At 44.7% G+C, this 20463-nt stretch carries 18 protein-coding genes and 2 tRNA genes; 12 read left to right on the forward strand and 8 right to left on the reverse strand.

The features are described 5' to 3' along the window. Positions 1 to 150 precede the first annotated feature (150 nt). The 5 genes from R7P69_RS14705 (at position 151) to R7P69_RS14725 (ending at position 2627) form a co-directional block, all read left to right on the forward strand. Positions 151 to 227: transfer RNA gene (locus tag R7P69_RS14705), tRNA-Asp, on the forward strand. Between the two features lie 35 nt (positions 228 to 262). After that, positions 263 to 339: transfer RNA gene (locus R7P69_RS14710), tRNA-Trp, on the forward strand. Between the two features lie 474 nt (positions 340 to 813). Beyond that, positions 814 to 1146 (forward strand): DUF1904 domain-containing protein, encoded by a 333-nt coding sequence (locus R7P69_RS14715; RefSeq protein ID WP_005381768.1) that lies wholly within the window; start codon positions 814 to 816, stop codon positions 1144 to 1146. A gap of 12 nt (positions 1147 to 1158) precedes the next feature. Further along, positions 1159 to 1995, forward strand: coding sequence for a penicillin-insensitive murein endopeptidase (mepA, locus tag R7P69_RS14720; RefSeq protein WP_054575102.1), 837 nt, complete (start codon positions 1159 to 1161; stop codon positions 1993 to 1995). A 323-nt stretch (positions 1996 to 2318) separates the two neighbouring features. Then, entirely contained in the window at positions 2319 to 2627 is a 309-nt protein-coding gene (locus R7P69_RS14725; protein WP_005381765.1) for a hypothetical protein, read from the forward strand. A 42-nt stretch (positions 2628 to 2669) separates the two neighbouring features. Here R7P69_RS14725 and R7P69_RS14730 read toward each other — a convergent pair whose 3' ends face one another. The 3 genes from R7P69_RS14730 to rdgC all read right to left on the reverse strand — a co-directional run bounded on the left by R7P69_RS14730 (position 2670) and on the right by rdgC (position 5407). Next, the gene (locus tag R7P69_RS14730) at positions 2670 to 2924 is read right to left on the reverse strand and encodes a YfhL family 4Fe-4S dicluster ferredoxin (protein WP_005381763.1); all 255 of its coding nucleotides are present in this window, start codon (positions 2922 to 2924) and stop codon (positions 2670 to 2672) included. A 2-nt stretch (positions 2925 to 2926) separates the two neighbouring features. Then, positions 2927 to 4327: a tRNA 5-hydroxyuridine modification protein YegQ gene (gene yegQ, locus R7P69_RS14735; protein ID WP_085569939.1), complete on the reverse strand. Its 1401-nt coding sequence runs from the start codon at positions 4325 to 4327 to the stop codon at positions 2927 to 2929. A gap of 165 nt (positions 4328 to 4492) precedes the next feature. Then, positions 4493 to 5407: a recombination-associated protein RdgC gene (rdgC, locus tag R7P69_RS14740; RefSeq protein WP_005381753.1), complete on the reverse strand. Its 915-nt coding sequence runs from the start codon at positions 5405 to 5407 to the stop codon at positions 4493 to 4495. A gap of 224 nt (positions 5408 to 5631) precedes the next feature. Here rdgC and phoB point away from each other — a divergent pair, with 224 nt between their 5' ends. From phoB to R7P69_RS14755, 3 genes are read left to right on the forward strand one after another with little or no spacing between them, the layout of a single operon-like run. Beyond that, entirely contained in the window at positions 5632 to 6321 is a 690-nt protein-coding gene (gene phoB / locus R7P69_RS14745) for a phosphate regulon transcriptional regulator PhoB (protein ID WP_005381752.1), read from the forward strand. Positions 6322 to 6361: 40 nt separating this feature from the next. Further along, positions 6362 to 7660, forward strand: a complete 1299-nt coding sequence (gene phoR, locus R7P69_RS14750) for a phosphate regulon sensor histidine kinase PhoR (protein WP_005383667.1) — start codon at positions 6362 to 6364, stop codon at positions 7658 to 7660. After that, entirely contained in the window at positions 7660 to 8619 is a 960-nt protein-coding gene (locus R7P69_RS14755; RefSeq protein WP_238952214.1) for a PstS family phosphate ABC transporter substrate-binding protein, read from the forward strand. The genes phoR and R7P69_RS14755 overlap by 1 nt, the downstream gene beginning before the upstream one ends. 34 nt (positions 8620 to 8653) lie before the next feature. Here R7P69_RS14755 and ppx read toward each other — a convergent pair whose 3' ends face one another. Together ppx and ppk1 are read right to left on the reverse strand one after the other, a co-directional pair. After that, the gene (ppx, locus tag R7P69_RS14760) at positions 8654 to 10159 is read right to left on the reverse strand and encodes an exopolyphosphatase (protein ID WP_033905789.1); all 1506 of its coding nucleotides are present in this window, start codon (positions 10157 to 10159) and stop codon (positions 8654 to 8656) included. After that, positions 10143 to 12233, reverse strand: coding sequence for a polyphosphate kinase 1 (ppk1, locus tag R7P69_RS14765; protein WP_005381748.1), 2091 nt, complete (start codon positions 12231 to 12233; stop codon positions 10143 to 10145). The genes ppx and ppk1 overlap by 17 nt, the downstream gene beginning before the upstream one ends. Positions 12234 to 12440: 207 nt before the next feature. Between ppk1 and R7P69_RS14770 the strand changes: the two genes are divergently transcribed. The 4 genes from R7P69_RS14770 to phoU are packed head-to-tail and all read left to right on the forward strand — an operon-like array spanning position 12441 to position 17899. Then, the gene (locus R7P69_RS14770) at positions 12441 to 14645 is read left to right on the forward strand and encodes an ABC transporter permease subunit (protein ID WP_053350236.1); all 2205 of its coding nucleotides are present in this window, start codon (positions 12441 to 12443) and stop codon (positions 14643 to 14645) included. A 30-nt stretch (positions 14646 to 14675) separates the two neighbouring features. Next, positions 14676 to 16349 (forward strand): phosphate ABC transporter permease PstA, encoded by a 1674-nt coding sequence (pstA, locus tag R7P69_RS14775; protein ID WP_151514535.1) that lies wholly within the window; start codon positions 14676 to 14678, stop codon positions 16347 to 16349. Between the two features lie 2 nt (positions 16350 to 16351). After that, a complete protein-coding gene (gene pstB, locus R7P69_RS14780; RefSeq protein ID WP_005381745.1) occupies positions 16352 to 17170 on the forward strand; it encodes a phosphate ABC transporter ATP-binding protein PstB in 819 nt (272 codons plus the stop codon). Between the two features lie 30 nt (positions 17171 to 17200). After that, the gene (gene phoU / locus R7P69_RS14785; RefSeq protein WP_005381744.1) at positions 17201 to 17899 is read left to right on the forward strand and encodes a phosphate signaling complex protein PhoU; all 699 of its coding nucleotides are present in this window, start codon (positions 17201 to 17203) and stop codon (positions 17897 to 17899) included. Positions 17900 to 17961: 62 nt separating this feature from the next. Here phoU and ppk2 read toward each other — a convergent pair whose 3' ends face one another. From ppk2 to R7P69_RS14800, 3 genes are all read right to left on the reverse strand, one after another. Beyond that, positions 17962 to 18738: a polyphosphate kinase 2 gene (gene ppk2, locus R7P69_RS14790; protein WP_047102160.1), complete on the reverse strand. Its 777-nt coding sequence runs from the start codon at positions 18736 to 18738 to the stop codon at positions 17962 to 17964. 70 nt (positions 18739 to 18808) lie between these two features. Beyond that, complete coding sequence (locus tag R7P69_RS14795; protein WP_158174221.1) at positions 18809 to 19552, reverse strand: copper homeostasis protein CutC; 744 nt, start codon at positions 19550 to 19552, stop codon at positions 18809 to 18811. Positions 19553 to 19835: 283 nt separating this feature from the next. Beyond that, positions 19836 to 20447, reverse strand: coding sequence for a peroxiredoxin C (locus tag R7P69_RS14800; protein ID WP_005381738.1), 612 nt, complete (start codon positions 20445 to 20447; stop codon positions 19836 to 19838). Positions 20448 to 20463 lie beyond the last annotated feature (16 nt).

Consider the following 20463-nt stretch of genomic DNA (forward strand, 5'->3'; position numbering starts at 1 on the left):
ACTCAGAAGTGAAACGAAATAGCGCCGATGGTAGTGTGGGGCTTCCCCATGTGAGAGTAGGACATCGCCAGGCTTTAGTTTTATTTTCACTTTTTCGAAAAGTGAAGACAAAAGCGGACGCTTGCTTATTAAAGCGAGTGATACCACTGCGGAGTGGTAGTTCAGTTGGTTAGAATACCGGCCTGTCACGCCGGGGGTCGCGGGTTCGAGTCCCGTCCACTCCGCCACTTATTTGAGCGTCGTCTCAATAAACACGAATTACAGGGGTGTAGCTCCAATTGGCAGAGCAGCGGATTCCAAATCCGCGTGTTGGGAGTTCGAATCTCTCCACCCCTGCCATACTCTAAAGCCTCAGCAGTAATGCTGGGGCTTTTTTGCATCTGAAGAAAAGAGAATCTGACTAGTTGGAGAGTTGTCGATTCCTCTGATACCAAAGTATCGGGGGATTGAAAGTTCATATCTCCGGGATATTGGTCCACTTCACCTATCCCCCATGTTCATAAGCTCTGGCTTAGGTCAGGGGCTCTTTTATTCCTAACGTATAGTTTCGACGTCAGGTGTATGTTTATCCAACGAATATGGCATACCTTTGCTTCAGATAGTTTTATTTTCTAGTAATGTAATTATTAAATGTTGATGTATCGCTTTGCTCTTTCTGTTTTACCTTCGAATTTTCATAACGCTTTTTCTTCGTTATCGAGCACATCTGATTCACAATCTATTGAAAGGTCAGTGGTTACATTGGCTTGGATGATTACTGACTTGGTTCCTGTTATCATCATGCATTGATGCTAATAATTAGGAAGTAAGTTTATGCCACATTTTCGATTCCGTGCTGTAGAGCCACAAGCTGTTCAGGCATTATCAAAACCCCTTACGGATGAACTTCAGCCTCTAATGGACTGTCCGCGTGAGGATTTTACTTTTGAGTATATCTACACTACGTTTTTCAATGAGGGTGAAGTGAGTGCTGCATATCCTTTTGTCGAAGTGCTTTGGTTCGACCGTGGCCAGGAAGTGCAAGATGAAGTTGCCAAGCTTATTACGCAACAAGTGCGCGGTATCGCTGGTGCCGATATTGATGTTGCAGTTATCTTTTCCGCCTTATCTCCTAAAGCTTATTACGATAATGGCGAACACTACTAAAGGTTAAAGGCTATGAGGCTGAGTTTCATTGTAACTTTGGGTTTATGTTTCTCAGCTTCAGTATGTTCTACTCCTTGGGAGTCTGCGGTTAATCCTACCCGAAACTCTTCCTCCTCTATTGGTAGTTATGCTAACGGTTGTTTAGATGGTGCATTACCCTTGCCTCTCGATGGCGTTGGTTATCAAGTCTTACGTAGTAAAACGAAGCGCTACTATGGGCACCCTAAAACGATAGAGTTTATTGAAAATCTGGCGCTTAAAGCTCATCAAAATCTCAACACCACTCTGTTGATTGGTGATTTGTCTTTACCTAGAGGTGGAAGGTTCTCCTCTGGTCATTCTAGTCATCAAACCGGGTTAGATATCGATATCTGGTTAAGGCTTGCTGATCAACCGCTTTCTTATAACGAATTACAACTTCCTAAGCCCATGAGTGTGGTGGATTTAAAAGGTTATTCCATACTTAATCATCGCTGGGAAGAACGGCACTTTAAGCTAATTCGGTACGCTTCAAAAAGTAAGGATGTTGCACGAATTTTTGTACATCCTGTTATTAAGGAGCAACTTTGCTTGCAAGAAAACGGCAAAGATCGTTCTTGGTTACGTAAAGTACGTCCATGGTGGGGGCATCATTACCACTTTCACGTCAGGTTGTCTTGTCCTGATTCGAGCGACTATTGTGTTGATCAAGCACCACCTCCAGTAGGCGATGGCTGCGGTGCTGAGCTTGCAAGTTGGGCCCCGAAAGCGAAACCTATTGATATCTCTCCACGGGTAAAAACAACCTCTAAGCCCAAACGAAAAAAAGTCGTTCCACCTCAATGCTTGCCGCTTATCAATCCTAATTAGTGTTACTCTTCAGGTTTATCTGTACTTGGTGATCTCTTTTATGAAACTGGAGAAACATCATACTTTTGTCTACATTGAATAGTACCAATACAAAAACTAACCCAATTAGTTTTGGGGACATATTATAGAAATCTAAATTAAACAAAGAGTTGTAGTATGGGTAAGTTGTAACTTCTCTGTTTAGAAAAAGATCTTTCGTCACGATACTCTGGTTTCTTAGCAATATGTCTGTCAGTTGGCTAAAAAGCGATAACAACGCAGACAAGTGTGTAAGGCAGGGATATACCCTTTTCCTGTTAGAAGAGTAAATCAAGGACAAAACCATGACTATGATTTGTGCAAAAGAATTTGCAGAGTGGTTAAGACACAGATTTAGCAGTGATACTAAAGGAGTCTCTTTGACTCGAGAGGATGTGAATCACCTGACTGGGCGTCAACGCCTTGATCCGGGTTTTGTTAATGATGTGCATTATGAGCTGATGCAATATGGGATGGCTTTCGTTACTGATACGAGCCGAGAAAACTTTTATTTAATACCTGTTTCTCAAGCGGAGAATTGGCGTGAGAGACTAGAGTATCATTTTGAAAAAGAGCTATTCTGCAATATTATCCCTATTGAAAAATCAGGTTGAGAAAAGGTTCAACTTTGATGTCAAAGTTGAACCTAATTGCTCTTATGCTAACCCTTGAATAATCACGAATTTTTCAAGCAACTGCTCTTCAGTTTCGACATGGTTCGGATCAGTGATTATGCATTTTGTAATTGGACACACTGACTGACAGGTCGGCTTTTCGTAATGCCCCTTACACTCTGTACATAGCGCTGGATCAATTTCGAAAATGCTCTCTCCCATACTGATTGCCCCATTGGGGCATTCGGGATCACACATGTCGCAGTTAATGCATTTATCAGTAATGAGCAAGGCCATGGTTACTTACCAGTCGGGTTACGGGTGTCCTGCCCTGAGTTTAGATTACGCATTAATAGGCCATATTCTAAATCTAGCTCTGCTGGTACTGGAATGAATACAAAGTGACCGTTTCCTTTCGCGTCTTCAATAGACTCTGATTTGCGGTTTTCCATTGCCTCTAGCGTGAAAACAATATTGCCTTTTGGCGTCATTAGTTCAAGGCTATCACCGACAAGAAACTTATTTTTTACTTCTACTTCAGCCATGTCACCACGACGTTTGCCAGTGAATTCACCAACAAACTGTTGAGCATCAGAGACTGAGTAACCGTAATCGTAGTTTTGGTAAGTATCGTGTGTATGACGGCGTAGGAAGCCTTCAGTGTAGCCACGGTGAGCTAGGCTTTCTAGTGTACCCATTAGGCTTTCATCGAATGGTCGACCTGCTACAGCATCATCAATTGCTTTACGATAAACTTGAGCGGTACGTGCGCAGTAGTAGAACGATTTAGTACGACCTTCAATTTTCAATGAGTGAACACCCATCTTAGTTAAGCGTTCAACGTGCTGAACCGCTCGTAGGTCTTTAGAGTTCATGATGTAAGTACCATGCTCATCTTCGTAAGCCGCCATTTTATCTTCTGGACGGTGCGCTTCAGAAAGCAGAACGACTTCATCTGTTGGTTTACCGCGACCAATTGTGGTTTCAGGGCGCTCGTCTTGTACTTCGACAGGCTGTGCTTCAGTCGGGTCGAATTTCTCTACGATGTCACCAGCGTCGTTTTCTTTACCCTCTTCAACTTTGTATTCCCAGCGGCATGCGTTAGTGCAAGTGCCTTGGTTAGGGTCACGTTTGTTGATATAGCCAGAAAGTAGGCAACGACCAGAGTAAGCCATGCATAATGCACCGTGAACGAATACTTCAAGCTCAGTTTCAGGGCAATGCTCACGAATTTCTTCGATTTCTTCTAGAGATAGCTCGCGAGAAACGATCACACGTTCCACGCCATTCGCTGCCCAGAACTTAACGGTCGCCCAGTTTACAGCGTTCGCTTGTACAGAAAGGTGAATTGGCATTTCTGGGAAAGCTTCACGAACCATCATAATTAGGCCTGGATCTGACATGATCAATGCGTCAGGACCCATCTCTACGATTGGCTTCAGATCACGGATGAACGTTTTTAGCTTCGAGTTGTGTGGTTGAATGTTACATACCACATAAAGCTTTTTGCCTAGGGCGTGGGCTTCATCGATACCTATTTTTAGGTTCTCGTGGTTAAACTCGTTGTTACGTACGCGAAGGCTGTAGCGAGGTTGGCCAGCGTAAACTGCATCTGCCCCGTAGGCGAATGCGTAACGCATGTTTTTGAGGCTGCCCGCTGGAGATAGTAGCTCAGGCACGAATGCTTTCTCAGTTGTCATTACTCAATTCTCTTTTATCTGATCACAAGTCAGGCCAATTCCACCTAATGGAAATGGGGCGCAAATTTTACGTCAAAATGTGAACTGTGACTAGGGTAATTGTGCTTCAGATAGAAAAACGCCCTCAAAAAAAGTGAGGGCGTTATGGTTAACCTTTATACAATATTATGCGTTAGGATTCGGTAAGCCGCCTAGCGCGTCGTATAGGTTGGGAAGGAAAGCACTGAACTCTCCACACATTAGAGAGAAGTCTGCATCAAATCGAGCTGCTTGATCTTCACGTGGAATATCATCGTTTTGATCTTTCAATTCATCAGAGAATTTTAGACGTTTGATGCCCGCATCTTCCGTCATAATGAACTCAATACGATCTTGCCAATTAAGCGCAAGTTTCGTCACGACTTTATCCGCAGCGATGTGGTTGCGGATTTCATCAGTGGTTAGCTCTTGCTTCTTACAGCGAATCACACCACCTTCTTCAAGTACGGATTTTAGCTCAGCTTCGTCCATCATGCTGATACCTTGAGGTGTGTCACCGCTTTTCACCCACTCGGTTAGCGTAGTTTCAATCGCCACTTCTGGAATAGCAGGAACAACAGGTAGACTACCCATGGTTTTACGAAGCAATGCTAATACATCTTCTGCTTTTTTATAGCTGCTTGCATCAACAAGGATAAAACCTTCTTTTGGCATGATGAGCACGTGAGTGTGGCTGCTGCGGCTGAATGCGCGCGGCAGTAAATCCATTACGATGTCATCTTTCAGGTTGTCTTTCTCTTTCTTCTTCAGAGGACGACCTTCTTGCGCTTCCATTGCTTCTACTTTTGCATTCAATGATTCTTTGATCACAGAGGCAGGTAGCATTTTCTCTTCTTTCTTGGCGCAAATCAGAATGCGGTTTTCTGACACGTGAGTCATCATATCGCCATGTCTACCCATTGCACTGACCCAGCCAAATTTCTGTTTGTCTTGACTGCCACACGGGGTGAATCGGAATTCAGACAGCTGAGTTTCTAGTTGTTCGGCGTTAAAAGTAACCTCGCGGTTAACGCGGTATACCAGACAGTTTTTAAACCACATAAATCTTCTCTAGGCTTGATGACAAGGGACTAATCATAGGGAATTTTTGTGCTGATGTCTTAATAGAAATGAAAAATATCCGAATGAACCTCAAAAGAAAGTTATATGAAAATTTGTTTTCAAAGGTCACAAAAGTGTCATAATTGGTAGTGATAATGCTTATGCATAGAGAGGCGCTTTGTCTCTTAAATTCATTAGCTCAACGAACATAAGGTTACTCAATTATGTCTAGAAGGATTCTGGTTGTTGAAGACGAAGCTCCTATTCGCGAAATGCTGTGCTTCGTACTTGAGCAGAAAGGTTACCAAGCGGTAGAAGCGGAAGATTATGATACTGCAGTAACCAAACTGGCTGAACCCTTCCCTGATTTAGTTTTACTGGATTGGATGTTACCAGGCGGTAGTGGCATTAACTTCATCAAACATATGAAGCGAGAGGAATTAACGCGCAACATTCCAGTTGTGATGCTTACCGCTCGTGGTGAAGAAGAAGATAAAGTGCGCGGTTTAGAAGTCGGTGCGGATGACTACATTACCAAGCCATTCTCTCCTAAAGAGTTGGTTGCACGCTTAAAAGCGGTGATTCGTCGCGTTACCCCGACTGCACTAGAAGATGTAATTGATGTACAGGGATTGAAGCTTGACCCTGTATCGCACCGTGTTACGGCTAATGATGCGCCATTAGACATGGGTCCAACAGAATTTAAGATGCTTCATTTTTTCATGACGCATCAAGAACGCGTATACAGCCGTGAGCAGCTATTAAACAATGTTTGGGGCACTAACGTGTATGTCGAAGACCGTACGGTCGATGTTCACATTCGCCGCCTGCGTAAAGCATTGGAAGCTGCAGGGCATGATAAGCTGATCCAAACTGTTCGTGGTGCTGGATACCGCTTCTCGACGAAAGCATAAATTAACACGCAGCTTATCGGTACCATTTCTGGAGTTATGAGTGGTTGAAAGATTAACGTGGAAAAAGCTGGCCTGGGAGCTGGCTTTTTTTTACACCCCATGGGTGATAGTAGGTTGGATATTCGGTTATATGCCGTGGTTGCTTTTGGCTGCTACGGCATTGCAGCTTGTGTGGCATTTGCATAACCAAGTACGTTTATCTTCTTGGTTATGGGATGAAAAACGCCTCACGCCACCGTCAGGTAGCGGTAACTGGGAATCTTTGTTCAATGGGTTGTATCGCTTACAACAGCGCCAACGCCGCAAACGAAAAGAACTTACTAATCTTATTCGTCGATTCCGAAATGGTGCAGAATCGCTACCCGATGCGGTAGTGGTATTCCGTGCTGAAGGAAATATTGTTTGGTGCAACAAGCTGGCTCAGCACTTACTGGGCTTCCATTGGCCAGAAGATTCAGGTCAACCTATCTCCAATCTCATTCGTACACCTGATTTTATCAAGTACCTCAACAAGAAAGACTTCTCAGAGCCATTAGAAATGCGTTCACCACTCAACGTCGAACGGATGCTGGAATTGCGTATCGTACCGTATACCGAGGGTGAGCACTTGATGGTAGTGCGTGATGTGAGCCAATTAAAACAACTTGAGGGAATGCGTCGCAACTTTTTTGCCAACGTATCTCATGAACTGCGTACACCAATGACGGTGCTACAAGGTTATTTGGAGATGACTGAAGACCCTGATATGGTCGTGGGTCCAATGTGGAGCAAAGCTCATGGTGTCATGACGGAGCAGCTTAACCGCATGAACAGTTTGGTGAACCAACTACTGACATTATCTAAAATTGAAGCGGCACCTATGCATGAGCTTGAGGAAGTCGTGAATGTGCCCGCGATGCTTGAAGTGTTAGAAAAAGAGGCGGTTAGCCTTAGTGGGGACAACCAACATAAATTGAAATTTGATGTTGATGCAAGCCTACGCGTGTTGGGCGATGATGACCAGTTACGTAGTGCTATCTCTAACCTCGTTTATAACGCCGTCAAATACACACCACCTGGTGCGAACATTAATGTTCGTTGGTTCCAGACCTCTCAAGGCGCATGCTTAGAGGTGGAAGATAGCGGTGATGGTATTGAACCTCAGCACCTACACCGACTTACCGAGCGTTTTTATCGAGTAGATAAAGCAAGATCACGTGATACTGGAGGAAGTGGTTTAGGGCTAGCCATTGTAAAACACGCGCTGAGTCACCATGACTCTCATTTAGAAATTCACAGTGAAGTAGGCGTGGGCAGCAAGTTTTCTTTCGTATTGCCTGAGCGTTTGGTGGTGAAATAATGGTGTTACGATTGGCAAAAACATTCAGTTTATTCGCGCTTGTTTGTTCCTGTATGGCTGGCGCTCAAGATAAACCATTGCCGAGTTATCATAAAACGACGGGGATTGTCGGGAACTTGCTCTCTGTTGGCTCCGATACACTCGCGGGTATGACAACGCTTTGGGTTGAAGAGTTTAAATCCATTTACCCGAATATTAATGCGCAAGTCCAAGCATCTGGCTCTTCTACTGCCCCTCCAGCATTGACCGAACAAACAGCTCAGTTTGGTCCCATGAGTCGCCCTATGCGTTTAAGAGAGGTTGAAGCGTTTGAGCGTGAACATGGCTACAAGCCAACGGCGCTTAGGGTAGCCATCGATGCAATCGGTATTTTTGTTCATCAAGATAATCCAATTCAAGGTCTTAACTTTAGTCAATTAGATGCTTTGTTTTCTGCCACGCTACGCTGTGGCGAAAGTCAATTTGTAACAAACTGGCAGCAACTCGGTCTTGAATCACAGTGGGCAAAGCGAAACGTACAGTTGTTTGGTCGTAACTCCGTGTCTGGAACTTATGGTTACTTCAAAAGTAATGCCTTGTGTGGCGGCGATTTCAAGACTCGAGTTAACGAGCAGCCAGGCTCCGCGTCAGTTGTGCAAGCTGTAGCGTCAACCATCAGTGGAATTGGTTATTCCGGTGTCGGTTATCGAGTGGCAGGCGTGCGCTTAGTCCCTGTGGCTAAAATGGGAAATGACTACGTGACTCCAACGCGAGAACATATTGTTAGTGGTAAGTACCCACTATCACGTTACTTATATGTTTACGTGAATAAGCACCCTGATTACCCATTAACACCAATTGAAGCTGAATTTATTCGCTTTATCTTTTCTGCTCAGGGACAAGCGTTGGTTGAGAAAGATGGTTATGTGCCCATTACGGCAGACTTTGCAGAAGAAGAGTTAAAAAAAGTCGGCCTGTAAGCCGACTTTTTATTTAGGTATGGGCAGTACGAGATCAGAAAGTGAGTGTCCACTTCGCGCTGTCCCAACGTTCTTGTTCTTCCTGTAAATCCGCGTGAAGTAATTTATTGTTTTCTAGCCATGCTTCATCTGTGCATGTGAGAATCCATTCGTCATTTTTGATAGATAAGGTGATATCAGGCAATGGATCTTCATTACGCTGCCCATTTAATACGATAGAAAGTCGTAATATTTTGATGAGGCTTATAACGTCACTCTGTTTATAGAGGTTGAAATCTGGTAGTTCTTGCAATTTGAGCGCTTTACGCTGGAAGCGAGCCAATGTTGCAAGCACTAATTGCTGCTCACGGTTGAAGCCTTGTAGGGTGGAGTGCAACAGAATATAAAAAGAGTGGCGATGGAAACTACGCAAGTTGATACTTAATCCGACTTCATGAAGCAACGCTGCCCACTCTAGTAAGTCAAATAATTCACTCTTTTTCTTAATGCCTAGTTCAGAGCGTACCTGACATAACATCTCACGTGCATGCCCCTTAACACGAGCGGCATGCTCTAAGTCGACTCGGTGCTTGTTGGCTAAATTTTCTGTGGTGCGCATGCGAATATCGGAGCGTGCAAAACGCTCTTCCATTTCGTACAACAGGCCTTCGCGTAGAGCACCATCGGAGAAAAACATTTGCTCAATGCGAAGCGCTTTGAAAATCGCGGACAAAATCGCTACGCCTGCTGCGAATACGGGTTTACGTTCTTCTGTTAGACCCGCCAGCTCAATATCTTCAATGGAATCAAATTTACACAGAGTTTCGATAAGTGTATCCAGTCGACTCGCTGTGATCAGGCCATCTTCAAAACCTAATCCTACTAGCACTTCTTGAATCGCTTTGATGGTTCCTGATGAGCCGAGAGCAATATCCCAGCCCTTTTTACGATATGTTGAAGCGATGGACTCGAGTTTTTGTTCGGCCGCTAACATCGCCTTGCTGAAGTTTTTTCCTGACAGTTTGCCGTTTTTAAAGTATTGCTCTGTAAAACTGACGCATCCCATCTGTTTACTGTTGAGAAGCTCAGGCTCAAATTCTTGTCCAATAATCATCTCGGTACTGCCGCCTCCGATATCGATGACTAGTTTGGAGTTGGATTCTACTTGAGTGTGCGCGACGCCTAAGTAAATCAGGCGGGCTTCTTCTTCTCCGGGGATAATTTCTATTGGGAAAGGCATCACTTCTTTCGCACGCTCGATGAAAAGGTGGGCATTTTTAGCGCGTCTTAGTGTGTGTGTGGCGGCGATACGTACATTTGACTCATCAAGCCCTTGCAACCTTTCAGCGAACATGGCTAAGCATTCTAGCGCACGCTCCATTGCGGCGTGACTTAAGTTCAATTCACTGTCGAGTCCTGATGCTAAGCGAACACGTTGTTTATGACGACTAACCAGTTGTAGGTCACTGCCGACAACTTTGGCCACCACCATATGGAAACTGTTTGAGCCGAGGTCTATCGCGGCAATGTAGCGAGTATCTTGTTCAAGTATTTGAGGCATCTGAATTTTGTTTTCTAGTTTGCTTTTCTATATTTTTAAGATAGTCATAGATAGCGATTTGAGAGCGAACTTTTTTGCGATTACCTCGTGGTACGTAAGCGTTACTCATTTCTTTATCTATTAAACGAGCCTTTACTGTATCGGTAAAATGGATATTCGTTATATCAATAATTCTCTGTTTCAAACGTGGATCACGGACTGGTACTGCTACCTCGATACGGTGATCAATATTTCTTGTCATCCAGTCTGCGGAGGAGATATAAACTTGCGGATCGCCATCATTGTGGGTGATCACCACGCGAGGGTGCTCAAGAAAGCGGTCAACAATACTGATGATGCGAATATTGTCGCTGATCCCCTCAATGCCCGGTACTAATGAGCACATGCCTCGAATGATCATGTTTATTTTTACACCGGAAGTACTTGCTCCATAAAGCTTATTGACGATGCCTTTATCGACTAGGTTATTGACCTTGATCGTAAGAGCGGCTTTTTTCCCTAGCTTGGCATTCGCAATTTCATTATCGATTAAGCGGTAGATTTGGGTTCGAGAATTACGAGGAGATACCATAAGGTGATTGAACTTCACTGGTCGGTATGGATTCTCAATGTAACCGAAGACATTACGGACTTCATTAGTGATTTCTTGATCTGCCGTAAGCAGGGAGAAGTCGGTATAAATTCGTGCCGTCTTCTCATGGAAGTTGCCTGTGCCGATGTGTGCGTAGCGAATAATTTCTTCACCTTCGCGGCGGCTAATCATCAGTAGCTTTGAGTGAATCTTAAGACCAGGCGCACCAAAGATGACGTGCACACCCGCTTCGGTTAATACTTTTGACCATTCGATATTGGCTTCTTCATCAAAGCGAGCTTGCAGTTCGACGACCACAGTGACATTTTTGCCGTTGTGCACCGCATCAATTAAAGAGTTCATCAAGCGAGAATCTTTCGCGACGCGATAAATGTTAATCTTGATACTAAGTACTTTGGGATCGAAGGAGGCTTGGCGCACTAACTCACTAATGTGGTCAAAAGTGTGGTAGGGATAATAGAGCAGAATATCTTTCGCTTTAATCGCGTCAAAGCTGTTGGCATAACCTTCGAAATCGGCACATTTCATTGGCGGGAGAGGTTTATTTTCAAGATACTCTCGTCCAACATTTGGAAAGCCGATGAAGTCTTTAAAGTTGTGATAGCGTCCGCCGGGGATAAGGTTATCGTAGTTAGAGATATTAAGTTTGTTACACAGAAACTCTAACATTTGAGGCGGCATATCGCGTTCGTAGACGAAGCGAACGGGCTTTGCTGTCAGTCGCTGATTGACACCCTCTGACATTTGTTCAAGCAAGCTGTACTCGATTTCATTGCGTAAATCGTATTCAGCGTCACGCGTCATTTTCATCGCATAGCCGCTAAGCTCATCATAATCAAAAAAGCCTTTGAACAGCTCGTCCAAACAGTGGCGGATAATATTATCAAGTAAGATGATGGTTTTTCGACGCTTTCCTTTCTGTTCTGGTACCATCACAAAGCGGGGAAGGTGATCGGTCGGAATTTCGATCAGAGCATACTGGTAATGTTCTTCTTTACGCAGTTCCACGGCGATGTAAGCGTACTCGTCTTTGAGAAATTGCAGAACATCGATCTCGTCTTTCATTAGGAGGGGAGTGATATGCGGCATTACCTCTCTACGGAAGTATTTCGCGATCCACTTTTGTTGCGATTCATCCAGTTGTTGTTCGTTGACCAAGAAAATGCGACGTCGCGCCATTTCTCGAATCAATTCGCTGTAAAGCTCATCAAATTGTTCGTTAAGCTTTAGTGCTTTCGACTGCATTTTGGTTAACAGTCGTTTAGGGCTATCACTGCCACCGCGCTCTTGGCTGATTAGGATTCTGCGCTTCACGTCCGCAAAGCGTACTTTGTAAAATTCATCTAAATTGTTGGAAAAGATCCCAAGAAAGCGAATACGTTCGATCAAAGGGACGGTTTTATCGGCAGCTTCTTGTAATACTCGTTCGTTGAAAGACAACCAACTCAGTTCTTTTTCTATATATAGTTTTTCTGCGCTCATAACCTTACCTAGCCAAAAGTGAAGTAATACGTACTCATCTTGGAAAAATGGATGAGTGAGAACATTATGAGATTTTCATTACAGATTTATTTCATACCACGCATTGCATAAGAGTTGTATTCTTTTCAGGTGTTTAATGTGATCTGTAATATAATTGTCATCTTAACGACATATTCTAGTACTAAGTCAAAAAAGGTAGAGATTTAAATGGCACAAGCCGAGTTTTCATTGCAGGAAAAAGATAAGAAACGACTGATAAAAGATCGTTTAGTTCGACTTGCAGTGACATCCGGTGGTGTCGGCGTACTCGCGGCGCTTATTTTGATCTTTGTCTACCTCGCTATGGTGATCATTCCGCTTTTTTCTGATGCGGAGATCAAAACCAACCAAGCCATTCGAGCCACTCATATTGAAACACCACTTGCGATTTCAGTGGATGATTACGCTCAGCTCGCGTTCGTTCTAACCCAAAGTGGTGAGATTCAATATTTGTCGATGGACGATCCTACGAAACCTGCGGTGTATACACAGCAAATCGTCCAGAAACCCGTCGCTTTCTCTCAATCTGCTCCTGGGCTAGGTTGGTATGGATTTGTTGATGGGCAGGGTAAAGCGAACCTTTTCAAGCCAGAATTTAATGCCACATTGAGAGAAAATACACGTCCTCCGGAAGTGATTGAGCTAGACACCAGCATGGATCTGACACTAAGTACGCCTCAAGATCCTGTGACTCAGTTTGTATTTGCAGCTTCGACGCCCTTACCAACGGTTGTTTGGCAGACGCAAAGTGGTGAAGTGAAAGCTCGCTGGCAAGTGGCTTCGTCTTTGGGTACGCCTCCTACAACGATCGATTTTACGTTCTCTTCAGGCTTTAATACGCCTCAGCAAATGTTGTTGACACCTGACGGTGAAACGCTTTATTTGCGCGATGGCTCTGAGTTGATCGTGTTAAAGAAAACCGCACGTAAATTTGCTGTGCGAGAGGTGGTCGATCTCACTCAAGGTGATAAGAAGCATTCCGTTCGTACGATAGACTTATTGGCTGGTGCTTACTCGCTTTTGGTGACGCACAACGATGGTCGGGTGTCGCAATGGTTTGATACGCTGCAAGAAGAAAAACGCACGTTAACGCATATTCGTGATTTTAAATTGGCATCAGAGCTTAAGTATTTGTTGCCGGATTCTCATCGAAAAGGATTTTATAGCTTTTACACCAACGGCACGTTGCAAAGCCATTATACAACCAGTGAAAAACTGGTGTTGTTTAAGCGTGCGTACAATCAAGCGCCCGCAATCGCAGCAATGTCTAACAATGAACGCTACTTAATCACTTGGCAAAATAATGCGTTAAATGTTGCGGAAGTGGACAATGCCTATCCGGAAATTTCATTGTCTTCATTATGGCAAGAAGTGTGGTACGAAGGGTATCCTGAGCCTGAATTTGTGTGGCAATCGACTTCGGCGAGCGATAACTTTGAGGCTAAGTTCAGCCTAGTACCTATTGCGTTTGGAACGATAAAAGCGGCGATGTTTGCGATGCTGTTTTCAGTACCGCTCGCAGTGCTAGGTGCTATTTATACGGCTTACTTTATGTCGCCACGCATGCGTCGTGTAGTAAAACCGTCGATTGAGCTAATGGAAGCACTGCCGACGGTGATCATAGGTTTCCTCGCGGGATTGTGGTTCGCGCCTATTGTCGAAGATCATTTGATTACGATCGTCGTTATGCTGTTTGTTTTGCCCTTGAGCACCATGATTATGGGCGGGCTATGGGCATTAATACCGCAGCCTTTGCGGAATCGTCTGCCTAATGGTTGGCATGCTTTAGTGCTCATGCCTGTCATATTGGTACTGATTGGGCTTGGAGTGTGGATTTCGCCTACGATTGAGCAGACGTTCTTTGGTGGCGATATGCGCTTATTCTTAACCGAGCATGGTATTGGTTACGATCAACGTAATGCATTGGTGGTGGGGTTAGCGATGGGGTTTGCTGTTATCCCGACGATTTTTACCATTGCCGAAGATGCCATTTTCTCTGTACCGAAGCATTTATCGGATGGCTCTTTGGCATTAGGGGCCACGCCTTGGCAAACTTTAATCTATGTTGTCTTGCTTACTGCAAGCCCAGGTATTTTTTCTGCCATTATGATGGGCCTGGGACGCGCTGTTGGCGAAACCATGATTGTGTTAATGGCAACGGGCAATACGCCATTAATGGATTGGAATATTTTGGAAGGATTGCGCAGCCTGTCGGCGACCATCGCCGTTGAGTTGCCAGAGTCGGAAGTTGGAAGTTCGCATTATCGCCTGCTGTTCCTAGCTGCATTGATTTTATTTGTGTTTACGTTTGCAGTAAACGCGCTTGCGGAGTGGGTTCGTCAGAGACTGAGAGATAAGTACCGTGCGTTGTAATAATGGTTTGAATAAAGAGCGAGTAATAACGTGTTAAATTGGATTCGTTCTGGCGCACCGTGGATATGGTTAACAGGCGGTGCAGTCAGCATCAGTTTGTTGTCGGTATTAGGGTTGTTACTCCTTATCGGCTGGAAAGGCCTGACTTACTTTTGGCCAGCGCCTTTGTATCAGTGGAATGTTGCAGCGCTGACTCCTGTACAAGGCGAAGTGCTACATGAAAATACTATTCTGATTGGTCAAGTGTATGAGCGCAGCTTTGTACCGAAGAGTTATTTGCCTGAAAGCGCAGCACAACAGTTAGAAGACGATGAAGATTTTGCCACGCGACTCAACATCAAAATCGCTAACCGAGAGTTGTATCCCGCCGATTTTATCTCCGTATTGCAAATGCAGTTGGATGAGCCCACGACGCCAAAAGAGTGGGCGGTGATAGAGCGCAGTAGCGGTGGTTATTTCTTTGGTAAGCTGGTGGCGTTTCAAGATGGCGATAATATATACACCAGTGATATTCAATCGGTACTAAATAAAAAGCTTGATGATGCAGAAACTCTGCGCCATGAGATTGATTCTTTGGTGGTCGATCAGCTTAAAGAGCTTGGTTGGAAGCTAGAGCAGTTGCGATTAGAAAAGCGCAAGCATGAATTGAATGACACGCTGACAGAAAGCTTCTTAAAGGAAAATCAGACGAAAAAAGAGCAGATAGAAAAAGCGCTTGCGACGTTAGATTTGCAACTTGATGGTTTACGACTTCAGCTCTCTGACTATGCCTTGATTGCCGAGGATATGACGGGGTCACAAGTATCGATTCCGCTCGAAGATATTTTGGACTATTGGTATCCAAACCAAATGTCACTGCCTGATAAAGTCATGCATTGGGGAAAACAGGTTTGGAAGTTTTTATCTGAAGATCCAAGAGAGTCTAACTCCGAAGGAGGCGTGTTCCCTGCGATATTTGGTACGGTTTTCTTAGTACTCATCATGTCGATCATTGTGATGCCACTCGGGGTGATCGCCGCTATCTATCTACATGAATATGCTAAGAATAACGCTCTAACCAGAGTTATTCGTATTGCGGTTATAAACCTAGCGGGTGTTCCATCGATTGTTTATGGCGTGTTTGGTTTAGGTTTCTTCGTTTATACGATTGGTGCCTCTATCGACAACGTATTCTATGCGGAGAAGCTACCAGCACCAACCTTTGGTACGCCGGGTTTGCTATGGTCAGCACTAACTCTTGCCGTGCTGACGCTTCCAGTTGTGATTGTGACGACAGAAGAAGGTTTAACTCGAATTCCGAGCTCCGTACGACATGGCTCTCTGGCACTTGGTGCAACTCAGTTCGAAACGCTATGGCGCGTGGTTTTGCCTATGGCGACGCCAGCTATTATCACAGGTTTGATCCTTGCGATTGCGCGTGCAGCTGGCGAAGTAGCGCCACTGATGCTGGTGGGGGTCGTGAAATTGGCATCCAGTTTACCGGTTGACGGACAATTCCCTTATGTGCATTTGGATAGAAAGTTCATGCATTTAGGTTTTCACATTTACGATGTTGGCTTTCAAACCTCCAACATCGAAGCGGCGCGACCATTAGTTTATGCTACCTCTTTCTTACTCGTGACAGTGATTGTCGGGCTAAACTTAACAGCAATCAGTATTCGCAATAATTTACGAGAAAAATACAGAACGTTAGGACAAGATTAAGTATGTTTAATTTTGATAGTACATTAGGTTATGAGCCACCATTGGATGTTCATAATTTAACGGATGAACAAACAGCCATCTCAATCGAGAACCTTAATCTGTTCTATGGTCAAACTCAGGCGCTGCATGATATTTCGATGCGAATTCCCAAAGGGCGAGTCACCGCTTTTATCGGTCCTTCAGGGTGTGGAAAGTCGACGTTATTACGTTGCATCAATCGCATGAACGACTTAGTGGAAGGGTGTCGAGTCACAGGTAAAGTGCGTCTCCACGGCAAGAATGTTTATCATCCTAATGTCGATGTTGCGACACTTCGACGCCGAGTGGGGATGGTGTTTCAAAGACCCAATCCATTTCCTAAGTCAATTTATGAAAACGTAGTTTATGGCTTACGCTTACAAGGTGTAAAAAACAGCCGCAGTTTAGATGACGCAGTGGAGCGATCCTTGCGCTCGGCGGCGTTGTGGGATGAGGTAAAAGACCGCTTGCATGAGAACGCATTTGGCTTATCTGGTGGTCAGCAACAGCGCTTGGTCATTGCGCGCGCGGTGGCGATTGAGCCGGAAGTCCTGTTATTGGACGAGCCAACATCAGCGTTGGATCCAATCTCAACTTTAACTATTGAAGAGCTTATCAATGAGCTGAAGACTCAATATACTGTGGTTATCGTTACCCATAACATGCAACAAGCGGCGAGAGTGAGCGATCATACTGCATTCATTCATATGGGTAAGTTAATTGAATACTCTGACGCGGACTCGATCTTCACTTCGCCAATGAAGAAACAGACCGAAGATTACATTACGGGTCGCTACGGTTAAGTCGCGACTCTATACGGAATAAGGAACATCATGCACTTTGGACGTCATATTTCAGGACAATTTAACGTAGAGCTAGAATCGATTCGTACTCATGTATTAACCATGGGAGGCTTGGTAGAGCAGCAGCTTTCGTATGCTATTCAAGCCTTGCATAAAGAAGACATCGAACTGGCGCGTAAGGTTGTGCGTGACGATCATAAAGTGAATGCGATGGAAGTCTCGATCGATGACGCCTGTACACGCATTATTGCTAAGCGTCAGCCAACGGCAAAAGACTTGCGCTTAATCATGGCTATCATCAAAACGATCACGGATTTAGAACGCATCGGTGATGTGGCGACACGCATTGCTTACGTTGCCATTGAAAGCCCATCATCAAAAGAACGACAATTCCAAGTGTCGTTAGAGCCTCTCTGCCGTCAGGCAATTAATATGCTGCATCAGGTTTTAGATGCGTTTGCCCGCATGGATGTAGAAGCGGCAGCAGAGGTGCATAAACAAGATGACAAACTAGACGCCGAGTATGAAGCGGTGATTCGTCAGTTGATGACTTACATGATGGAAGATCCAAAAAATATCCCTAATATTCTGCAAGTGATGTGGTCGGCGCGCGCGATTGAACGCGTGGGGGACCGCTGCCAGAACATCTGTGAATACATTATTTACTTCGTGAAAGGGAAAGATGTACGCCATCTAGGTGATCAAAGTATTGATGACGTACTGAAGTAACTGACTTCAATAAATAGACCAGCTTTTAGGCTGGTCTATTTATTAGAGAGAAGGAAAGCACGTCAATATTTATCAGGAACGAAGGTCTGATCATCAATGGGCGCTCTGACGTAACCTTCTTTATTGAGTTCAGGTAATTCGATGGGTGAGTACTCAAGTGCTTTGTAATCAATCTGGCTTAGTAAATGACTGATACAGTTCAAGCGCGCTTTCTTTTTGTCATCTGAAGGGACGACCCACCAAGGGCAGCTTTTCGTGTCTGTATAGGCAAACATCTTATCTTTTGCTTCCGAATACTCCGCCCAGCGATGACGTGACTCCAAATCCATGGGGCTGAATTTCCAACGTTTGATCGGCGTATTAATTCGACCTAGAAAACGTTTTTCCTGCTCTTCGTCTGAAACCGAAAACCAATACTTAATCAGAATAATCCCAGAGCGTTGCAACATTCTCTCGAATTCAGGGCAAGAGCGTAAAAACTCCTCGTATTCGTCTGGAGTACAGAACCCCATGACTTTTTCGACACCTGCTCGGTTATACCAACTTCGGTCAAATAAAACGATTTCACCAGCAGATGGTAAATGAGCGACGTAACGTTGGAAGTACCATTGCGTTTTTTCTTTTTCGGTCGGTGCAGGCAGAGCCACTACGCGACAAACACGCGGGTTTAGCTTTTCTGTAATTCGCTTTATCACTCCGCCTTTGCCCGCAGCATCACGGCCTTCAAACAGAACCACCACTTTTAACCCTTTGTGTTTGACCCACTCTTGAAGTTTTACGAGCTCAACTTGAAGGTTTTTGAGCTCCTTTTCGTATTCCTTTTTCTTCAATTTAGACATACACCTTTCCTCACTCCTTGATAAACAATATGTTAGCACTCAAAAGCTATGCGCGTGAGGTTACGGTGGTCTATTTGAGAGTTGCTACGACATCGGTTATGGCTTGTGTACTTGTGATGGGGATTAAAAAATCATCGACATCGGATGCGCCCATTTTGCTTTGTTCAGCAACAAAGGTCATTTGGCTAGGGCGTGTGGTTTTGCCTGACAGATGGATTTCAGGAACTTGAGTGTCTTCTACTAACGCACGTACGTTACTCGCATTAACGCCAGCCCCCGCCATGATTGCTATGCGTCCTTGGGCTTGCCTAACCAAAGCTCTAAGCACATCGATCCCTTGTGGTGCTGAAGGCGCAAGACCGGAGGTTAAAATACGTTCACAACCTAAGCTGATCACTTCTTCCAAAGTTTTTTCAGCGTCACGACACTGGTCAAAGGCACGATGGAAGGTCACGCCTAAGCCAAGCGCTTGAGCAAATTCACACAGCGCAGCCGCGTAAGGCATATGAATATCACCGTCTTGAGTGAGCACGCCGAACACGACACCGCTCAAGCCTGATTGGTGAGCCGCTTCAATATCCCAACGCATCATTTCGATCTCTTCTTCATTGTAGAAGAAGTCACCTTGGCGTGGGCGGATCATGGCATAAACTGGAACACTCGAAAGCTTAGCCGCTTGCTGCATAAAACCATAACTGGGTGTTAGTCCGCCTAAAGCCAAAGAGGAGCAAAGTTCAATCCGAGTGGCGCCGCCAGCAATGGCGTAGTGCAGAGATTCAATATTATCAATACAGACTTCTAGGTGAGTAACCACGTTCATTCATCCTGCTAACGTTACAAATAAGTGTTGTGGCTAAGATATTAACAGGGCCAGTAAGCAGAATCTGTATGGAGGAGATGATAAATAGAGGTAAAGTTTACGCTAAAGCGTTACCTCATTTTGGCGGTTTATCTGAAGGAAAAAGAAAGCCCAGAGCAGAGGCTCTGGGCTTTGATAGGACTTTACTTAGACTGATTGGCGTTTGCGGTTTTCCGCATTAGCTTATTGCTTTATATACATCCAACCATCACACCCGTTGAGCTAGGGTGAAGGTCTATTATTTTTTGCCTAGGTCAGCTGCGTGCTCAGATAGGAACGCTGCAACACCTTTTGGAGATGCGTCCATACCTGCTTTACCTTCTTCCCATTGTGCAGGACATACTTCGCCGTGCTTCTGGTGGAAGTTAAGAGCGTCAACCATGCGTAGCATTTCGTCGATGTTACGGCCTAGTGGTAGGTCGTTAACTACTTGGTGACGTACAACGCCTTCTTCGTCGATTAGGAAAGAACCACGGAAAGCAACGCCTGCTTCTGGGTGCTCAACGTCGTAAGCTTTACAGATTTCGTGCTTAACGTCAGCAACTAGTGGGTACTTAACTTGGCCGATACCGCCATCTTCGATAGCAGTGTTACGCCATGCGTTGTGAGAGAACTGAGAATCGATAGAAACACCGATTACTTCAACACCTTTAGCTTGGAAGTCAGCTAGACGGTTGTCGAATGCGATTAGCTCAGATGGGCAAACGAAAGTGAAATCTAGTGGGTAGAAGAATACTACTGCTTTCTTACCTTTAGTGAACTCTGCAAAGTTGAAGTTTTCAACGATTTCACCGTTACCTAGAACAGCTGCTGCAGTAAAATCAGGGGCTTGACGACCTACTAGTACCATTTTTTTGCTCCTAAAA

Source organism: Vibrio sp. 661, from assembly GCF_033339315.1.
Taxonomy (GTDB): Bacteria; Pseudomonadota; Gammaproteobacteria; order Enterobacterales; family Vibrionaceae; genus Vibrio; species Vibrio alginolyticus.